Genomic DNA, 16,905 nt, shown 5'->3' with positions numbered 1-16,905 from the left:
CAGTCATTCCGGGTTGCGCCCTCTTGGCGCAAGCCCGGAATCCATTCATCCGCACAAGTGGTGTGGACAAATGGATTCCGGGCTCGCGCTTCGCGCGCCCCGGAATGACGTGCTACAGAGAGAACAACAAATAACGGAAGGAAACCACCATGGCGTATGAGACGATCAAATACGAGGTCGCCGAGCAGATCCTCACCATCACGCTGAACCGGCCCGACAAGCTCAACGCCTTCAACGCGCAGATGCAAAGGGAGCTGATCGACGCGTTCGATGCCGCCGACAAGGATGACAATGTCCGCGCCATCATCGTGACCGGCGCCGGCCGTGGCTTTTGCGCAGGCGCCGATCTGTCGTCCGGCGCCGACACGTTCGACCGCGACGCGCGGCGCGGGCCGGTCAAGCGCTTCGCGGACGGCAAGGTCGACTATAGCGACCCGCAGGTGCGCGACGGCGGCGGCCAGGTGACCTTGCGCATCTTCAAGTGCCTCAAGCCCGTGATCGCCGCGGTAAACGGCCCGGCTGTCGGCATCGGCGTCACCATGCAGCTTGCGATGGACATCCGCATCGCCTCGGAGGCGGCGCGGTTCGGCTTCGTGTTCTCTCAGCGCGGCATCGTCCCGGAGGCGGCCTCGAGCTGGTTCCTGCCGCGCATCGTCGGCATCTCGCAGGCGCTGGAATGGTGCTATTCGGGCCGCGTCTTCCCGGCCCAGGAAGCCCTCGCCGGCCGCCTCGTCAGCAAGGTGGTCCCGCCGGACGATCTGCTGCCGACCGCACGTGCGCTGGCAAAGGAGTTTTGCGCCAAGACGGCGCCGGTATCGGTGGCGCTGATCCGCCAGATGATGTGGCGCATGATGGGCGCCGACGATCCCATGGAAGCCCACAAGGTCGACAGCCGCGGCATCTACGCCCGCGGTCGCTCGGACGACGTTAAGGAAGGCGTGGTGTCGTTCCTGGAGAAGCGTCCGGCGCAGTTCAAGAACAGGGTCTCGACGGACATGCCGGATTATTTCCCGTGGTGGACGGAGCGGGAGTATAAGTGACGCTCTAGTAGGGTGGGCAAAGCGAAGCGTGCCCACGATTCAGGTTGCGACGGAGAAGATGGTGGGCACGGCGCAAGAGCGCCTTTGCCCACCCTACGGCACCGTCACTGCATCATCAGCGCCACCCGCCCGATCGCCTTGCGGTCGATCAGCAGCCGCATCGCCTTCGCGTAGTCTTCGAGCGGCAGGCGGTGCGAGACGTTGGGGCGCAGCTTGCCCTCCTCTGCCCATTGCAAGAGCGCCTTCAGACGGACCTCGCCGAGCGCAGGATTCTTGCGCACCGCTTCGCCGGCGCGCACGCCGAGCACGCTGGCGCCCTTGATCAGCAACAGATTGGTCTTGGCCGAACCGATGCCGCCGGTGAAGCCGATCACGAGGAGCCGCGCGCCCCAGGCGATGCAGCGCATCGAATCTTCGAAGACCTGGCCACCGACGGGGTCGAACACGACGTCGGCGCCGCGGCCATCGGTGATGCGCTTGACGGCATCGCGAAATGGCTCGCGGTCGTAGCGGATGAGATGATCGGCGCCGCGCGATCTCGCGATCTCGAGCTTCTCGTCGCTGGAGGCGGTCGCGATCACGGTCGCACCCAGCATCTTGCCGATCTCGACGGCGGCAAGGCCGACGCCGCCGCCGGCACCGTGGACCAGCAGCACCTCGCCCGGCGCGACCCGGCCGCGATCGATCAACGCATGATAGGCCGTGCCGTGGCCGGCGAGATAGGTCGCAGCCTCCGCATAGTCGAAGGTGGACGGCATGGGGGTGAGCTGCGACGGCGTCACCACGGCTTCATCGGCAAAGGCGCCATGGCGCATCTTGACGATGACCTTGTCGCCGACGGCAACGCCGCTCGCCTCCGCCCCCAATTCGGTGACGTCACCGGCAGCCTCCATGCCAGGCGTGAACGGCAGCTCCGGCTTGAGCTGGTATTCGCCGGCGGCCATCAACACGTCGGGAAAGTTCAGCCCGGCGGCGCGGATCGCAACGCGTACCTCGCCCGGCTTCAGCGCGCGCGACGGAAATTCTTCCAGCCGCAAAGTCTCGGGCGCGCCGAGTTCGCGGCAGATGACTGCGCGCACCATCAGGCCGCGCTCGCCTTGCTGCGCTGAAGCGCTTCGCGGATCAGCGGCAGGCGGTCATTGCCGAAATACATGTCGGTCTTGTTCACGAAGATGGTCGGCGAGCCGAAGCCGCCGCGCGCCATCACCTCCTCGGTATTGGCCTTGAGCTGGTCCTTGATGCCCTGCTCGGCAATGCCGGCGAAGAACCTCTGCTCGTCGATGCCGACTTTCCTGCAGATCTCCGCGAGCACCGCGTCCTGCGAGATGTCCTTGTCCTCGCCCCAATAGGTCTCAAACACTGATGTCGCGAACGGCACCATGTCCTGACCGAGCCAGAGGCAGCCGCGCATCGCCTTGACGCTGTTCACCGGAAACACCGTCGGCGGCATCTTGATGGCAAGCCCCGCCGAGCGCGCCCAGTCGGCGAGGTCCTTCTTCATGTAGCGCGCCTTCAGCGGCACCGGCTTCTCGCGCTGCGCATAGACGCTCGGATTGACCGTGTTGAAGATGCCGCCGACCAGGATCGGACGCCAGGTGATGGCGGCGCCGAGCTCTTTCGCCAACGGCTGGATGTTGTGGAAGGCGAGATAGGTCCAGGGGCTGGAGCAGTCGAAGAAGAATTCGATCATGGGGGTTCCTTTATGTTGTCATTCCGGGGCGCGCCCCCTTTGGGCGCGAGCCCGGAATCCATTTCGCCTCTCGTTACGCGCCTGATGGATTCCGGGCTCGCGACTTCGTCGCGCCCCGGAATGACGTAGCCTACTTTCTTCCCAACACTTCCTTCGCACGCTGGCCGAACATGATCTTGCGTGATTCCTCGTCGAACGGCTCTTTCACGAATTTTCCGATCGCGAGCCCCGCCTGCACCTGCGGTCTGGCGCGGACCTCGGCATACCAGCGTTTCACATTGGGATAGTCGTCGAGCGTAAAACCCTGCGCCTTGTGGGTCATGGTCCAGGGGAAGCAGGCGATGTCGGCGATGGAATAGTCGCCGGCGACATAGGCGCCGGTCTTGGCCAATTGCCGGTCGAGCACGCCGTAGAGCCGCGCCGCCTCGTCGCGATAGCGTTCGATCGCGTAAGGGATCTTCTCGGCCGCATAGAGCGCGAAATGGCCGTGCTGGCCGAGCATCGGCCCGAGACCCGCCATCTGCCACATCACCCACTGGATCGTGGTGGAGCGCCCGCGCAAATCAGCCGGCAGGAAACGGCCGGTCTTCTCCGCGAGATAAACCAGGATCGCGCCGGTCTCGAAGGCCGAGAACGGCGCGCCGCCATCAGCGGGATCATGATCGACGATCGCGGGAATCCGGTTGTTCGGAGAGATCGCCAGAAACTCAGGATTGAACTGCTCGCCGGCGCGGATATTCACGGGCATCACCTGATAGGGAAGCCCGAGTTCCTCCAGCATGATCGAGATTTTCCAGCCGTTAGGCGTCGGCGCGTAATAGAGGTCGATCATGACCTTTCCGTTGGCCTTTCCTCTGGCCCTTGCTTAGGCCTTCCCTGTCGCCGCTGCTGGAATGGAGAGCGACTTTCGTTGTTCTGTACCTCGACGTTAGGACATGGCAGGAAGGGGCGCAACAACCTGCCGGGAGGGCCGCCATGCTGTTTCCAACCACGATCGCCGGCTCCCTGCCGAAGCCGGAATGGCTCGCCGAGCCCAACATGCTTTGGGCGCCCTGGAAGTCCGAAGGCGACCAGTTGCTCCGCGCCAAGCGCGATGCCACGCTGATCTGGCTGAAGATCCAGGAGGACGCCGCCATCGACATCGTCACCGAAGGCGAGCAGGCGCGGCAGCACTTCGTGCACGGCTTCCTGGAGAAGATCGAGGGCATCGATTTCGCCCACAAGGTCGAGATGGGAATCCGGAAAGATCGCTACAAGGCGATGGTGCCGCAGGTGGTCGCACCGCTCCGGCTGAAGGGTCGCGTCCATGCCTTCGAGGCGCGCGTCGCGCGCACCCACACCAGGAAGCAGCTGAAATTCACCCTGCCCGGCCCGATGACTATCATCGACACCATTGCCGACCGCTATTATGGCGATCGGGTCAAGATGGCCTTTGCCTTCGCAGAGCTCTTGAACGAGGAAGCCAAGGCCTTGCAGGCCGACGGCGTCGATCTCGTGCAGTTCGACGAGCCCGCATTCAACGTCTACATGGACGAGGTCAACGATTGGGGCATCAAGGCGCTGGAGCGCGCCGCGCAGGGCCTGACCTGCGCCACCGCCGTGCACATCTGCTACGGCTACGGCATCAAGGCCAATACGGACTGGAAAGAGACGCTCGGCGCGCAATGGCGGCAATACGAGCAGATCTTTCCGGCAATCGACGCGAGCCCGATCCGGCAGGTCGCGATCGAGTGCCGCAATTCCAAGGTGCCGCTCGACCTGCTCGCGCTGCTCAAGAACAAGATCGTGCAGGCCGGCGTGATCGACGTCGCCAGCGACACGGTCGAGACGGCCGAGGACGTCGTGAAGGTGATCGAGGCGGTGTCGCAATTCGTGCCGAAGAGCAACATCATCGCCACCACCAATTGCGGAATGGCGCCGATGCGGCGCGAGATCGCCGAAGCCAAGCTGATGGCGCTCGGCGCGGGGGCGGCGCTGGCGCGCGAGCGGCTGGGCTGATCACGAGGATGTCGGCGCTTCAGCCCGACGCCGTCGGATGCAGCACGGGCCGATAGCCGGCCATGATCGCGCGCAACGTGGAAGGCGGCGTCAACAACATCGCCCGATCGACCACGCGTGCATGCGACGCGTAGCCCGCCGGTGACCACAGCAGCGTCTGTCCCTGCATCACCAGAAAGCTGTCTTCGCCCTGCTGCACCATCGCGCCGTCGGGCAGGTCCGCCAGCGGCATCGAGAGCAGGTGCAGTTGCTTGCGGCCGCGATCGAGACGCTCCCGATGCAGAACGGCATCCATCGCCTTGGCGCTGCTGTTGCTCGCACCATTGCCCTTCTCCCACGCCGCGCGAAATCGTTTGGCGTCGTCGCGCCGGCAAAAGAAGCAGGGCCGGTGCCCTGCCGCGAAGGCAGTGGCCTCGTCGAGGAAGAACAGCTCGGTCCAGCTCCGCCGCGCCATCACCGGACGACGCCAGCCGCGGAATTCGCACAGGCACGTGATCCAGGCCGGCGTCGACCAGCGCTTCTTCAGCAGCGTCTTCGTCGCGGGATCGTGGATGATGCCGCGATTGCCGGTGAACAGACCGCGGTGTGGCGTGGCGATGATGTCGCCGGTGGGTGTGACGCGGTTTTGGAGGGGCATGGCTGCCTCCGCCCGTCATTGCGAGCGAAGCGAAGCAATCCAGACTGCCTCCACGGCTGCATTTCTGAATTGCTTTGTCGCCAGTGCAAAATTGCTTCGCAATTTTGTCACGGGCTCCTCGCAATAAGGGTGTCCGTTACGCCGCGCCGTCGCGCAGCGGCGGGTGGTAGGACAGCGCGGTGTCCCAGGGGAAGAAGATCCAGGTGTCCTGCGAGACTTCCGTGATGAAGGTGTCGACCAGCGGACGCCCCTTGGGCTTGGCGTAGACGGTGGCGAAGTGCGCGTCCGGCAGCATCTCGCGCACCAGCTTGCCGGTCTTGCCGGTGTCGACGAGGTCGTCGACGATCAACAGGCCCTTGCCGGTGCCGCCGCCGAGCTTCATGGCCGCCTCGGAAATGCCCTTGAGCACCTGGAGGTCGCCCTGCTTGTCGTGGTCGTAGCTGGCGATGCAGACCGTATCGATCACGCGCACCCCCAGCTCGCGCGCCACGATCGCGGCCGGCACCAGGCCGCCGCGGGTGATCGCTATCACCGCATGGAACGGACCGACCTCGTTGAGCCGCCAGGTCAGCGCCCGACAATCCCGGTGGAACTGATCCCACGAGACGGGGAAGGCCTTGCCTGCCCGCTCCTGCGCACTCAGTTCCGGTGCTTCACCAGCCATCGCCTTTCTCCTGCAATCTCGTCCGGCAATCCCTGCTAACGGTTGACGTTCAATCCCGCCAGCATTTCCTTCACCGCGGCCATTGCCGCCCCGAGCTTCTCCGGATCGCGCGAGCGCACCACCAGGTTGGTGTTGGGCTTCTGCTCCTCGTCCATGAAGGGATAGCTGCCGATGATGGTGTCGGGATGGGCGGCGGCGATCGCCCGCAGCGGGCCGCCGATGTCGCCCTCGCGTGCGTTGGCGCGGACCGAGTCGGACAGCATGCGCACGCCCGACTTCAGCTTGGGCGCGACGATGTCCATCATCGCCTGCATGATCGACGGCACGCCGGCCATGACGATGACATTGCCGATCTTGAAGCCGGGCGCGAGGATGGTCGCGCTCTGGATCAGCTCGGCACCGTCGGGAATGCGCGCCATGCGCAGGCGGGCCTCGTTGAGATCCTGCTCGCTCCAGCGCTCGCGGAAACGGGCGACCACCTCCGGGTGATGGTCGATGCCGACGCCGAACGCCTTGGCGACGCTATCTGCGGTGATGTCGTCATGGGTCGGCCCGATGCCGCCGGTGGTGAAGACGTAGGTGTAGCGATGCCGCAGTGCATCCAATGCGGCGATGATGTCGGGCTCGTCGTCGGAGACGACACGGACCTCCTTGAGGTCGATGCCGATATTGGTCAGGTATTCGGCGATGAAGCCGATATTCTTGTCCTTGGTCCGGCCGGACAGGATTTCGTCTCCAATGACCAGAATGCCCGCCGTGACGATCTCGCTCATGCCTTAAGTCCCTCACCTGTGACGCCGACTTTGCCGAGGTAACGCGTTGAAGTCACGCGGTTTTGCTTCTGAAATAAGCAGTCTTCAGCCATTTTTTCAGGCACGCCATCGGCCATCGGCGGCAAATGCCCCTTCTCCATGCTTATCGCGCTGGCCCGGCCCTTGCTACCACATGAAAGTCATGCACTGTTGACGCATGGCCAGGACGTTGCGGTCTTCATCAAGGCCTGACGATCTGTCGAATGGCGCAACGCCTTGCGGAGACAAGTCGGGATCTATGGCAGTCGCGTTTGATGAAATGAACATTCCCGGCGGGGACCTTCGCCCCGCCTATCAGGAGCTGGCACGCTGGCTCGAGGAGACGCCTCCCGAGGCGCTTGAATATCGCCGCCAGGAAGCCGAGCTCCTGTTCCGCCGGATCGGCATCACCTTCGCGGTCTACGGCGATTCCGAATCCACCGAGCGCCTGATCCCCTTCGATGTGATTCCACGGATCATGTCCGCCAAGGAATGGGGCGTCCTGGAGAAGGGCCTGAAGCAGCGCGTGCGCGCGCTCAACATGTTCCTGCGCGACATCTATCACGGCCGCGACATCCTCCGCGCCGAAATCGTGCCCGACGATCTGATCTTCCAGAACCCGGTGTTCCGGCCCGAGATGAACGGCCAGCAGGTGCCGCACGACGTCTACGTGCACATCGCCGGCATCGACATCGTCCGGGTCGACGCCGAGGACTTCATCGTGCTGGAGGACAACGCCCGCACGCCGTCGGGCGTGTCCTACATGCTGGAAAACCGCGAGATCATGATGCGGCTGTTTCCGGATCTGTTCGCCCGCCACAGGGTGGCGCCGGTCGAGCGCTATCCGGACGAGCTGCTCGCCGCGCTCCGCTCGGTCGCGCCGCAAAGCGCCTCGGGCGAGCCGACGGTGGCCCTGCTCACCCCGGGCGTCTACAATTCGGCCTATTACGAGCACTCCTTCCTCGCCGACAAGCTCGGCATCGAGCTGGTCGAGGGCCGCGACCTCGTCGTCAAGAACAACGAAGTGTTCATGCGCACGACGGAAGGGCTGAAGCGGGTCGACGTGATCTACCGCCGCGTCGACGACGACTTCCTCGATCCCCTCACCTTCCGTCCCGACTCCGTGCTCGGCGTGCCCGGCCTGATGTCGGCCTATGCGGCCGGCAACATCACGCTCGCCAACGCCGTCGGCACCGGCATCGCCGATGACAAGGCGATCTACTCCTACATGCCCGACATCGTGAAATTCTATCTCGGCGAGGAGCCGATCCTGAAGAACGTGCCGACCTGGCGCTGCCGCGAGCCGAAGGACCTCGCCTATGTGCTGGACAATTTGAGCGAGCTCGTCGTCAAGGAAGTGCACGGCTCCGGCGGCTACGGCATGCTGATCGGTCCCGCCGCGACCAAGGCGACGATCGAAGCGTTCCGCGACAAGCTCAAGCGCGAGCCGGAAGGTTTCATCGCCCAGCCGACGCTGGCGCTCTCGACCTGCCCGACCTGCACCGCCTCGGGCCTCGCGCCCCGTCACGTGGACCTGCGGCCGTTCGTGCTCACGGGCAGCAAGAGCACGACGATCGTGCCGGGCGGCCTCACCCGCGTCGCGCTGAAGGAAGGCTCCCTGGTGGTGAACTCGAGCCAGGGCGGCGGCACCAAGGACACCTGGATTTTGGACGAGTAGAGAGATGCTGTCGCGTACCGCCGAAAACCTCTACTGGCTCGCCCGCTACGTCGAACGGGCCGAATATCTCGCGCGCACCATCGATGCGACGCTGCGCGTCACCGCGCTTCCCGCCGCCTATATCGGCAAGACCAATGAATGGGATTCGGCGCTGCTCACCGCCGGCGTCGCCGCGAGCTTCTATCAGGCCTATGAGGAAGCCAACGAGCACAACGTCGTCGAGTATCTCTCGTTCTCCCAGAACAACCCGTCCTCGATCCGAAACTGCATCGAAGCGGCGCGGCTGAACTCGCGCTCGGTGCGCACGGCGCTCACCAGCGAAATGTGGGACACCATCAACTCGGCGTGGATCGAGCTGCAGGCGGTCTGGAGCAAAGGCACCTCGACGCGCGAGGACCTCGCAAAATTCCTGCGCTTCGTGCAGGAGACGTCGCTGCGCTTCGACGGCTCGGCCTATCGGACCATGCTGCGCAACGACGCCTATTGGTTCTCGCGCATGGGTGTGCACCTGGAACGCGCCGACAACACCGCGCGCATTCTCGACGTGAAGTACCACGTGCTGCTGCCCGAGGAAGAGCATGTCGGCGGTCCGCTCGACTTCTACCAGTGGAGCTCGATCCTGCGCTCGGTCTCGGCGCTGACGGCCTATCACTGGGTCTATCGCGAGACGCTGAAGCCCTGGCTGATCGCGGACCTCCTGATCCTCAACGACACGCTGCCGCGTTCGCTCGCCAGCTGCTACGGCAACCTCGTGCGCAACCTCGACCAGATCGGCGTCGCCTATGGCCGCCAGGGCCCGGCCCAGCGCCACGCCCGCGGCATCCGCAACCGACTGGAACACAGCAACATGAACGACATTTTCCAGCATGGCGTGCATGAATTCATTCAGGAATTCATCGCGGACAATTCCAGGCTGGGCGAAATCATCACGAAGCAGTATTTGATTTGATCCACGCTGTCGTTCCGGGATGGTCCGAAGGACCAGACCCGGAATCTCGAGATTCCGGGTTCGATGCTGGCGCATCGCCCCGGAATGACGCCAGAACAACGGTCCACTATGCGCCTGCGAATCCAGCACACCACGACTTATCGCTACGAGCCGCCGGCCACCAGCGCGATCCAGATTCTGCGCATGACGCCGTGTAGCCATGACGGGCAGTACGTCGCGGAATGGCAGATCGACGTCTCCACCGACACCAAGCTCGAGATGCATGAGGACGCGTTCGGCAACGTCACCCACGTGCTGTCCTGCGGGCCCGTCGGCGACATCCAGATCATTGCCGAAGGGCTGATCGAGACCCACGACACCGGCGGCGTGCTGCGCGGCAGCGATGAGCGTTTTCCCGCCGGCATGTTCCTGCGCGCCACCGACCTCACCTCCGTCAATCCGGCGATGGCGGCGGTCGCGCGCCAGTTGCGCAGCGAGGCCGAGAGCGACACGCTGGGCTTCCTGCACACGCTGATGACGCAGGTTGCCGATCACATGACGTTCGACGAGGACCCCACCAACAGCGGCACGTCCGCGGCGGAGGCGTTCACGCTCAAGCGCGGGGTCTGCCAGGATTACGCGCACATCTTCATCGCCTGCGCCCGCGCCGGCGGCGTGCCGGCGCGCTTCGTCTCCGGGCATTTCCTGCGCGCGGACGACACCGTGCACCAGGACGCCGGCCATGCCTGGGCGGAGGCCTACGTAGCCGATCTCGGCTGGGTCGGCTTCGATCCCGCCAACAGCATCTGCGCCACCGACGCCCATGTCCGCGTCGCGATCGGGCTCGACTATCTCGGCGCCGCCCCGGTGCGCGGCACGCGCTATGGCGGCGGCGCGGAGACGCTGACGGTCGCGGTGAAGGTCGAGCAGGCCGGCCGCGGCGGGCAGTCGCAATCGCAGTCACAGCGGCAGGGCTAGGCGCGGCCGTCGGGCCGCGTTGGCCGTGCTACACTCGCGGATCAGATCCCGCGAGGTACCCATGGCCACCGTAAAACTGCTTTCGGACGATGAGCTCTCCAGCGAGGCGCGCGCCGTCTTCGACGATATCCGCAAGGTGCGGAAATCGGACTTCGTCAACAATTTCTGGCGCGCGCTGGCGCATGATCCGAAGACGCTGCGGCGGACCTGGGAGAGCATCAAGGAGGTGATGGCTCCCGGCGCGCTCGATCCCAAGGTCAAGGAAATGCTCTATGTCGCGGTGTCGATCGCGCATGGCTGCAGCTATTGCATCCACTCCCACACCGCCGCCGCGCGGGCCAAGGGCATGACCGAGGCCGAACATGGCGAGCTGCTCGCCATCGTCGGCATGGCCGCGGAGACCAACCGGCTGGTCACGGCGCTCGGCGTGCCCGTCGACGAGGCGTTTCTGGTCGATGCGGGGGACTGAGGCCTGAGCGGAGCGCTAAGCCGATTCCTCGTCATTCCGGGGCGCGCGTAGCGCGAGCCCGGAATCCATTCATTCACCAACTCTGCGGCCCGATGGATTCCGGGCTCGCGACTTCGTCGCGCCCCGGAATGACGGCCGGAATCGGGGGTTGGAGTGGCCCCTGAAATTGGCTAGTAATTCCGCGCAAACGCGTTCGGGGACTGGAAATGACCTATTGCTGCGGAATCCTGGTTCGGGACGGTCTGGTGATGATCGCCGACACCCGCACCAATGCCGGCCTCGACAACGTCTCGACCTTCCGCAAGCTGCACATCTTCTCCAAGCCCGGCGAGCGCATCATGGCGATCGCCAGTGCCGGCAACCTCGCCATCAGCCAGTCGGTGCTGTCGACGCTGACCGAGGGCCTCGAAGACCCCAACACGGGCGAGATCGAGACGCTGATGAACGCACCGACCATGTTCCAGGCCGCCCAGCGCATCGGCCGGGCGATCCGGGCGGTGCATGCCACCGAAGGGCCGGCGCTGAAATCCGAGGATGTGTCCTTCGACGTCTCCTTCCTGTTCGGCGGCCAGATCAAGGGCGCGCGCATGCGCCTGTTCATGGTCTACACCGCCGGCAATTTCATCGAGTGCACCACCGACACGCCCTACCTGCAGATCGGCGAGCACAAATACGGCAAGCCGGTGCTCGACCGCGCCATGCATTACGATGTCGAGCTCTACGAGGCGCTGAAGACGGGCCTGATCTCGATGGATTCGACGATGCGCTCGAACCTCGGCGTCGGCCTGCCGATCGACGTGCTGGTGGTGCGCACCGACGCCTGCGAAGCCGATCTCAACCACCGCATCGAGGCGGGCGAGCCTTATTTCCACGACCTGCGCTCACGCTGGTCGGCGGCCTTGCGCGCGGCTCACCAGAACATTCCGCGCCCGCCCTACAAGAACGACAAAGAACCCAAAACCTGACAGCAGAAGAGAAAAGGCAGGAAACGATGAGTGAAGCGAAAAAGATCGCATTGGTGACGGGCGCCGGCACCGGCGTCGGGCGCGCGGCGTCGCTGGCGCTGATGAACACCGGCTTCACCGTGGTGCTCGCAGGGCGCCGGCTCGACATGCTCGAGGAGACGGCGAAGCTCGGTCCCGCCGGGAAAAGCCTCTGCGTCACCGCCGACATGACCAAGCCGGACTCCATCGCCGCACTGTTCGACAAGGTGAAGGCGACCTATGGCCGGCTCGACGTGCTCTTCAACAATGCCGGCATGGGCGCGCCGGCCGTCAACTTCGAGGACCTCAGCCTCGAGCAGTGGCAGGCGGTGGTGAACACCAACCTCACCGGCCCGTTCCTGTGCACCCAGCACGCCTTCCGCATCATGAAGGACCAGACCCCGCGCGGCGGCCGCATCATCAACAACGGCTCGATCTCGGCCCACGCGCCGCGGCCGTTCTCGGCGGCCTATACCTCGACCAAGCACGCCATCACCGGCCTCACCAAGGCCTCTAATCTCGACGGCCGCATGTACGACATCGCCGTCGGCCAGGTCGACATCGGCAATGCCGCGACCCCGATGACCGATCGCATGGTCAACGGCCCCGGCGTGCTGCAACCCGACGGCACCACCAAGCACGAGCCGCGCATGGACGCGAAAGCGGTCGGCGATGCCGTCGCCTACATGGCCAGCCTGCCGCTCGATGCCAACGTGCTGACCATGACGGTGATGGCGACCAAGATGCCGTTCGTGGGGCGCGGCTGAACAATAAGCGCGAAAACAACCCCATGCACAGTAGGCGCCGGGAGGCGCCTATTGTTGCCGGGCTGCGGGGGTGATGTGAGCTAACATCCCGCGCTCCCTCCACAATCGTCATTGCGAGCGCAGCGAAGCAATCCAGGCTGCCTCCGCGGTGAGATTCTGGATTGCTTCGTCGCAAGGGCTCCTCGTAATGACGGCAGAGAGAGCTTCCCCTACTCCAGGCTCTCCACCTTCCGCAGGGTCGGGAACAGCTTCATCCACAAGAGCGCCACTGCAACCGTGCAGACGCCGCCGAGCACGGCGGCGGGCATGGCGCCGAGCAGCGCGGCTGCCACTCCGCTCTCGAACTGGCCGAGCTGGTTCGAGGCGTTGATGAACAGGAAATTCACCGCGCCGACGCGGCCGCGCATCTCGTCGGGCGTCGACAGCTGCACCAGCGAGAAACGGATCACGACGCTGATCGTGTCGGCCGCACCGAGAATCGCGAGCGACAGCACCGACAGCCACATCCAGGACGAGAGCGCGAACACGATGGTGGCGAGGCCGAACACGATCACGGCCTGGAACATGCGCAGGCCGACATGGCGCGAGATGGCGTGACGCGCCAGCACCATGGTCATCAGCAGCGCGCCGACCGCGGGCGCGGCGCGCAGCACGCCGAGCCCGATCGGGCCGGTCTGGAGGATGTCGCGGGCATAGATCGGCAGCAGCGCCGTGACGCCGCCGAACAGCACGGCGAACAAATCGAGGGAGATGGTCCCGAGGATTGCCGGGTTGCTGCGAATGAAGCGGACACCGGCGAAGATGTTGTCCGAATCCATCCCGTGCTTTGCGATCGCCTGCGGGCGCGGGCGGATGAAGCCGGTCAAAATCATCCCCAACACCCAGAACAGCACCATCACGGCATAGGCAAGGTGCGGGGCGACCGCATACGCGATGCCGCCGAGCGCAGGTCCCGTGATGGTCGCGACCTGCGCCGCCCCACTGGAAACGGCGGTGGCGCGCTGGAGCGAGCCCTGCGGCGCGATAAGCGGCAGCAGCGCCGCCGTGGTCGGGCTCTCGAACGCGCCGGCGATCCCGAGCAGGAAGGTCGCGATGAAGAGCTGCACCTCGCTGACCGCACCGAGATAGGTGATCGTCGCGAGATAGAGCGCGGTCGCGGCCTCCACCAGCTGGCAGAGCTGGACCACGCGCTTGCGCTCGTAGCGGTCGGCGGCGTGGCCGGCGACGAACACCAGAAGCGCCGTGGGCAGGAACTGGACGAGGCCGACCATGCCGAGGTCGAAGGCCGAGCCGGTGAGATCGTAGATCTGCCAGCCGATCGCGACCGCCGCGATCTGGCTGGAAAAGCGCGACAGGCTGCGCGAGAGCAGGAAGAACAGGAAGGCGCGGTGAGCGAGAAGCGCGCCGGCGCTGACTGGTCGATGTCCGGATATTGGCTGCTCTGGCATCGCCTGTCGGGTCACCCTCGGACCGCTCGTTCCCTCGATGTCGAAGGCCTTCCGCGTGGCCGAGGTGGCCCCGCTTGTCAACACCGGGGCGTTTCCGGCCGGTCCCGGCATTGCCTTTGCAGCGCAGGCGCGGCCATAATCATTGAGGGTTTGGGGACACCATGCTGCGCTTGCAATCGGCACTCGGCATTTTCGCATTGCTGTTGATCGCCTTCGCGCTGGCGGAGAATCGCCGCGCCGTGTCGCCGCGCCAGGCGGCGATCGGCCTCGCCGCGACCTTCGTCACCGCCCTCGTGCTGCTGAAGCTGCCGGTCGTCGCCCATGCCTTCGGTGCCATCAACGACGCGGTCGGCGCGATCTCGGCGGCTTCGCGGGCCGGCTCCGCCTTCGTGTTCGGCTATGTCGGCGGCGGAGCCCTGCCCTTCGACCTGAAGGTGCCGGGCGCGGACTTCATCCTGGCGTTCCAGGCGCTGCCGATCGTGCTGGTCATGAGCGTGTTGACGACGCTGTTGTTCTATTGGCGCGTGCTGCCACCGATCGTCCGCGGCATGGCCTGGCTGCTGGAGCGCACGCTCGGCGTCGGCGGCGCCGTCGGGCTCTCGACCGCCGCCAACATCTTCCTCGGCATGGTCGAGGCGCCGCTGTTCGTGCGGCCGTATCTGGCACAGATGACGCGCAGCGAGTTGTTCCTGGTCATGACCGGCGGCATGGCCGGCATCGCCGGCACCGTGCTGGTGCTCTATGCGACGCTGCTCGCCCCGCTCATCCCCGACGCCGCCGCGCATTTCGTCATCGCCTCGGTGCTCGGCGCGCCGGCGGCGATCCTGGTCAGCCTGATCATGGTGCCCGAAACATCCGACAAGCGCACCGGCGGCGCGCTGGAGGATCCGGAGATGGAGGTCGCCAGCACGATGGACGCGATCGTCAAAGGCACCAGCGCGGGGATCGAGCTGCTGATCAACATCGTCGCGATGCTGCTGGTGCTGGTGGCGCTGGTCTACCTCGTCAACGCAATCCTCGGCCTGCTCCCGCACATCGGCGGCGCCGCGATCTCGCTGCAGCGGCTGCTCGGCCTCGTCATGGCGCCGGTATGCTGGCTGATGGGGCTGCCGTGGGACCAGGCGATCACCGCCGGCAGCCTGATGGGCACCAAGACCGTGCTCAACGAGTTGATCGCCTATGTCGACTTCTCGAAGCTGCCGCCCGATACGCTCGATCCGCGCTCGCGTCTGATCATGCTCTATGCGATGTGCGGCTTCGCCAATTTCGCCAGCCTCGGCATCATGATCGGCGGCTTAGGGGTGATGGCACCGGAGCGGCGCGAGGAGATCAACGCGCTGGGGCTGAAGTCGATCGTATCGGGGACGCTGACGACGTGTCTGATGGGGGCGGTGGTGGGAGTGTTGACGTAGGCTCTCTCTACCGTCATTGCGAGCGAAGCGAAGCAATCCAGGCTGTTTCCGTAGATACATTTCTGGATTGCTTCGCTTCGCTCGCAATGACGGCGGAACGAACGTACGGCTCAACCGCACAATTTCGACTTCTGCAGGATGCGGCGCACCTCAGGGATCTTGGCACGGCACGGCTCGGCCGCCATGGCCTTCGCCTCGCTGGTTCGCCCCTGCGCCCACAGCAACACCGCCATCAAGCCCTGCGCCCCCGCACGCACCGGCCCACCTGCCACGTCCGAAGCTGCGAGCGACATGGCGGTTCGCGCTTCCGTCTCGGCGGCACTAAGGTTCGCTTTCTCCAGGAAGAAGACCGCACGGTACACGTGAGCCCGCGCGTCTTTCGGGTAGCGGGTGACGAGATCGAGCGACCGTGAGACCATCTCGTCAGCCTTCGCCGGCACTTCCGAGGCGCGGATATAGTGCGCGGCGTCGGCCATGTAAGCCGAATAATGCGCGGCGGCGAAGCCGGCACAGATGAGAGATCCGATGGATCCTACAAGCAAGGTCATGCTCGCACTCCGCGGCAGGCTGTCATAGGACCAGAAGGCCAGCCACGGCGTGACGGCGAGCGCGGCGCCGGCCACCGCACCGCCTGCATGGGCGTAATAATTGACGTTGCCGGACGCGCCGAAGGCAAGCGGCAGCAGTGCGGGAACCCCGAAGAACAGCGACGTCTTCAGCCTCGATATGGTTTGATCGGCGTCGGCTTCTGGATCGAAGCTCGCGACGAACAGCGCGGCGATCAGCCCGGTGATGGCGCCGGAGGCACCGACGCCGACCGTGCCGGGACCGTTGCCCAGCAGCGAGCCGGCCTCGCCGGCCAATGCACTGGCAACGAAGATCAGCGCGAACCAGCCGCGGCCGATCAGCGACTCCAGCCTGACGCCGACGATGAACAGCGCCACGCAATTGCTCACGAGGTGCCACCCGCTGCCATGCAGAAGCGGCGCAAGGCCGATCCGCCACCATTCCCCCCTTCCGACGACGAGATCGTAGCCGGAGGCGCCCTGAGCGATCAGCGAGCGGACATCGAGGTCGCCGTCCCGCGCAATGTCGACGGCCAGACTGCGCTGCAGAGCGAAGATCAGGAGCAGACCGAAGATCAGGCCAAGGGTGAGGAAGGGGATATCGGCCAGAAGCTTGTTGTCGGCAAAGAGCGTCTCCTCGCTTGACGAGGGCTTCTCACCAGCGATCGGCGCGGTGGCGGGTTGAAACGACGCTCTTGGAGCTGGCGCTACGGTGCCGCGTCGGCCAAAAGTGTTGGTCGGCATGAAAGCATTTCCCGCGTTGTCACAGCCTTGAGTTGACGCGAGAGGTATTTTCGACTGGTTAGCGCCGAGGTTGCGGGGCGGCCGAAATCATCACGATTGCTGACCGCCCGGT

General features: G+C 65.2%; 19 protein-coding genes. 10 read left to right on the top strand and 9 right to left on the bottom strand.

All coding sequences use genetic code 11. From position 1 onward, the window contains the following. Positions 1–149: 149 nt before the first annotated feature. Entirely contained in the window at positions 150–1,040 is an 891-nt protein-coding gene (locus XI05_RS27685; RefSeq protein ID WP_271507695.1) for a crotonase/enoyl-CoA hydratase family protein, read from the top strand. A 104-nt stretch (positions 1,041–1,144) separates the two neighbouring features. On the opposite strand, the gene XI05_RS27680 is transcribed toward XI05_RS27685, so the two are convergent. The 3 genes from XI05_RS27680 to XI05_RS27670 all read right to left on the bottom strand — a co-directional run bounded on the left by XI05_RS27680 (position 1,145) and on the right by XI05_RS27670 (position 3,562). After that, positions 1,145–2,122, bottom strand: a complete 978-nt coding sequence (locus XI05_RS27680; protein ID WP_271507692.1) for an NADPH:quinone oxidoreductase family protein — start codon at positions 2,120–2,122, stop codon at positions 1,145–1,147. Further along, entirely contained in the window at positions 2,122–2,730 is a 609-nt protein-coding gene (locus tag XI05_RS27675; protein WP_271507688.1) for a 2-hydroxychromene-2-carboxylate isomerase, read from the bottom strand. The genes XI05_RS27680 and XI05_RS27675 overlap by 1 nt, the downstream gene beginning before the upstream one ends. A 130-nt stretch (positions 2,731–2,860) precedes the next feature. Further along, a complete protein-coding gene (locus tag XI05_RS27670; RefSeq protein ID WP_271507686.1) occupies positions 2,861–3,562 on the bottom strand; it encodes a glutathione S-transferase N-terminal domain-containing protein in 702 nt (233 codons plus the stop codon). Between the two features lie 143 nt (positions 3,563–3,705). Between XI05_RS27670 and XI05_RS27665 the strand changes: the two genes are divergently transcribed. Continuing rightward, a complete protein-coding gene (locus tag XI05_RS27665; protein WP_271507683.1) occupies positions 3,706–4,728 on the top strand; it encodes a methionine synthase in 1,023 nt (340 codons plus the stop codon). A gap of 19 nt (positions 4,729–4,747) precedes the next feature. On the opposite strand, the gene XI05_RS27660 is transcribed toward XI05_RS27665, so the two are convergent. The 4 genes from XI05_RS27660 to XI05_RS27645 form a co-directional block, all read right to left on the bottom strand. After that, positions 4,748–5,365: a hypothetical protein gene (locus tag XI05_RS27660; RefSeq protein WP_271507680.1), complete on the bottom strand. Its 618-nt coding sequence runs from the start codon at positions 5,363–5,365 to the stop codon at positions 4,748–4,750. A gap of 136 nt (positions 5,366–5,501) precedes the next feature. Beyond that, positions 5,502–6,029 carry a xanthine phosphoribosyltransferase gene (gpt, locus tag XI05_RS27655; RefSeq protein WP_271507677.1) on the bottom strand — a complete coding sequence of 176 codons (528 nt, stop codon included), beginning with the start codon at positions 6,027–6,029 and terminating at the stop codon, positions 5,502–5,504. A gap of 35 nt (positions 6,030–6,064) precedes the next feature. Next, the gene (locus XI05_RS27650) at positions 6,065–6,802 is read right to left on the bottom strand and encodes a competence/damage-inducible protein A (RefSeq protein ID WP_271507674.1); all 738 of its coding nucleotides are present in this window, start codon (positions 6,800–6,802) and stop codon (positions 6,065–6,067) included. After that, a complete protein-coding gene (locus tag XI05_RS27645) occupies positions 6,799–6,942 on the bottom strand; it encodes a hypothetical protein (protein ID WP_271507671.1) in 144 nt (47 codons plus the stop codon). Before XI05_RS27645 ends, XI05_RS27650 begins: the two co-directional genes overlap by 4 nt. 137 nt (positions 6,943–7,079) lie before the next feature. Between XI05_RS27645 and XI05_RS27640 the strand changes: the two genes are divergently transcribed. From XI05_RS27640 to XI05_RS27615, 6 genes are all read left to right on the top strand, one after another. Beyond that, positions 7,080–8,498, top strand: coding sequence for a circularly permuted type 2 ATP-grasp protein (locus XI05_RS27640; RefSeq protein ID WP_271507668.1), 1,419 nt, complete (start codon positions 7,080–7,082; stop codon positions 8,496–8,498). A 4-nt stretch (positions 8,499–8,502) separates the two neighbouring features. Beyond that, a complete protein-coding gene (locus XI05_RS27635; RefSeq protein WP_036015356.1) occupies positions 8,503–9,447 on the top strand; it encodes an alpha-E domain-containing protein in 945 nt (314 codons plus the stop codon). A gap of 108 nt (positions 9,448–9,555) precedes the next feature. Further along, positions 9,556–10,404: a transglutaminase family protein gene (locus tag XI05_RS27630; protein ID WP_271507664.1), complete on the top strand. Its 849-nt coding sequence runs from the start codon at positions 9,556–9,558 to the stop codon at positions 10,402–10,404. A 61-nt stretch (positions 10,405–10,465) separates the two neighbouring features. Next, entirely contained in the window at positions 10,466–10,873 is a 408-nt protein-coding gene (locus XI05_RS27625) for a carboxymuconolactone decarboxylase family protein (protein ID WP_271507661.1), read from the top strand. 206 nt (positions 10,874–11,079) lie between these two features. Further along, positions 11,080–11,838 (top strand): proteasome-type protease, encoded by a 759-nt coding sequence (locus XI05_RS27620; protein WP_025037198.1) that lies wholly within the window; start codon positions 11,080–11,082, stop codon positions 11,836–11,838. Between the two features lie 26 nt (positions 11,839–11,864). Continuing rightward, positions 11,865–12,623, top strand: a complete 759-nt coding sequence (locus XI05_RS27615) for an SDR family oxidoreductase (RefSeq protein ID WP_157280677.1) — start codon at positions 11,865–11,867, stop codon at positions 12,621–12,623. A gap of 209 nt (positions 12,624–12,832) precedes the next feature. On the opposite strand, the gene XI05_RS27610 is transcribed toward XI05_RS27615, so the two are convergent. Continuing rightward, complete coding sequence (locus tag XI05_RS27610; RefSeq protein ID WP_271507982.1) at positions 12,833–14,071, bottom strand: MFS transporter; 1,239 nt, start codon at positions 14,069–14,071, stop codon at positions 12,833–12,835. Positions 14,072–14,232: 161 nt separating this feature from the next. Between XI05_RS27610 and XI05_RS27605 the strand changes: the two genes are divergently transcribed. Continuing rightward, a complete protein-coding gene (locus tag XI05_RS27605) occupies positions 14,233–15,483 on the top strand; it encodes a NupC/NupG family nucleoside CNT transporter (RefSeq protein ID WP_271507659.1) in 1,251 nt (416 codons plus the stop codon). Between the two features lie 110 nt (positions 15,484–15,593). Here the strand turns inward: XI05_RS27605 and XI05_RS27600 are convergent, their stop codons facing one another. Next, positions 15,594–16,439 carry a rhomboid family intramembrane serine protease gene (locus XI05_RS27600; protein ID WP_271507979.1) on the bottom strand — a complete coding sequence of 282 codons (846 nt, stop codon included), beginning with the start codon at positions 16,437–16,439 and terminating at the stop codon, positions 15,594–15,596. 18 nt (positions 16,440–16,457) lie between these two features. On the opposite strand from XI05_RS27600, the gene XI05_RS27595 reads away from it, so the two are divergent. Continuing rightward, positions 16,458–16,694, top strand: a complete 237-nt coding sequence (locus XI05_RS27595) for a hypothetical protein (RefSeq protein ID WP_271508004.1) — start codon at positions 16,458–16,460, stop codon at positions 16,692–16,694. The last annotated feature ends 211 nt before the right edge of the window (positions 16,695–16,905 follow it).

The organism is Bradyrhizobium sp. CCBAU 11357, from assembly GCF_028128865.1.
In the GTDB taxonomy this organism is placed as follows: domain Bacteria; phylum Pseudomonadota; class Alphaproteobacteria; order Rhizobiales; family Xanthobacteraceae; genus Bradyrhizobium.
Note: the sequence above shows the minus strand (reverse complement) of the source record. Positions and strands in the feature narration are given on the sequence as shown.